We start from the raw sequence: 779 nt of genomic DNA, 5'->3' as shown, positions 1-779 counted from the left end.
GTTGCAGCATTACCAACGCCTCAACCTAGTGAGGGCGTATTTGGTTCACGTGCGGATGCGGAGATGAGTTCAGACGCTCCGATGCTGATCGCGCAAGTAGCGAATGCACCGAGCAATACGACCACCAATTTGGTTGAAGAGAGTTCAATTCGCATTGAGCAAGTTGAACTTTCACACCGTCAGTTATCGTTGAAAGCGATCAGTCGAGCAGAAAAAGCCATTGATGCAAACGATATGGAAACGGCGCTTTCTGCTTATACCGAAGCATTGCGTTATGAGCCAAGCAATATCGAAACGCGTCAAAAGCTGGCGGCGCTTTATTTCGGTAAAGGGGATACCAGAAAGTCTTACGAAATCCTGCAAGAAGGCATCAACCTTGATAAGGATAACCAACCGCTAAGACTCGCGTTGTCGAAGCTATTGGTTAAAGCCAATCAGCCTTCTGCGGCACTGAGCCCACTGGTTCACTTGCCTCCAATGCCGAGTCGAGATTACTTGGCAATGCGCGCAGCCCTTGCGCAGAAACAAAAGCAAAACGACATCGCATTAGAAAGCTACCAGCTACTGACTCAACGCGAGCCAGACAATGCCCGCTGGTGGCTTGGTTTGGCGATTCAGCAAGAGCGAGCGCTCACTTTTACTGCTGCGATTAACTCTTACACCGAAGCGTTAGGTAAAGTAGGGATCTCGAATCCGTCGCAAGCTTTCATTCGCGATCGATTAACCATCTTAAAGCAACTGGAGAGCGCACAATGAAAATTCAGTTGAGAAAACGCTTA

General features: G+C 48.7%; 1 protein-coding gene. It reads left to right on the top strand.

Annotated elements, in window-relative coordinates:
- Positions 1-756, top strand: a 756-nt coding sequence (locus tag R7R24_RS26280; RefSeq protein WP_318120059.1) for a tetratricopeptide repeat protein, incomplete at its 5' end; no start/stop codon positions are given.
- Between the last annotated feature and the right edge of the window lie 23 nt (positions 757-779).

This window comes from Vibrio sp. 704, from assembly GCF_033339295.1.
Note: the sequence above shows the minus strand (reverse complement) of the source record. Positions and strands in the feature narration are given on the sequence as shown.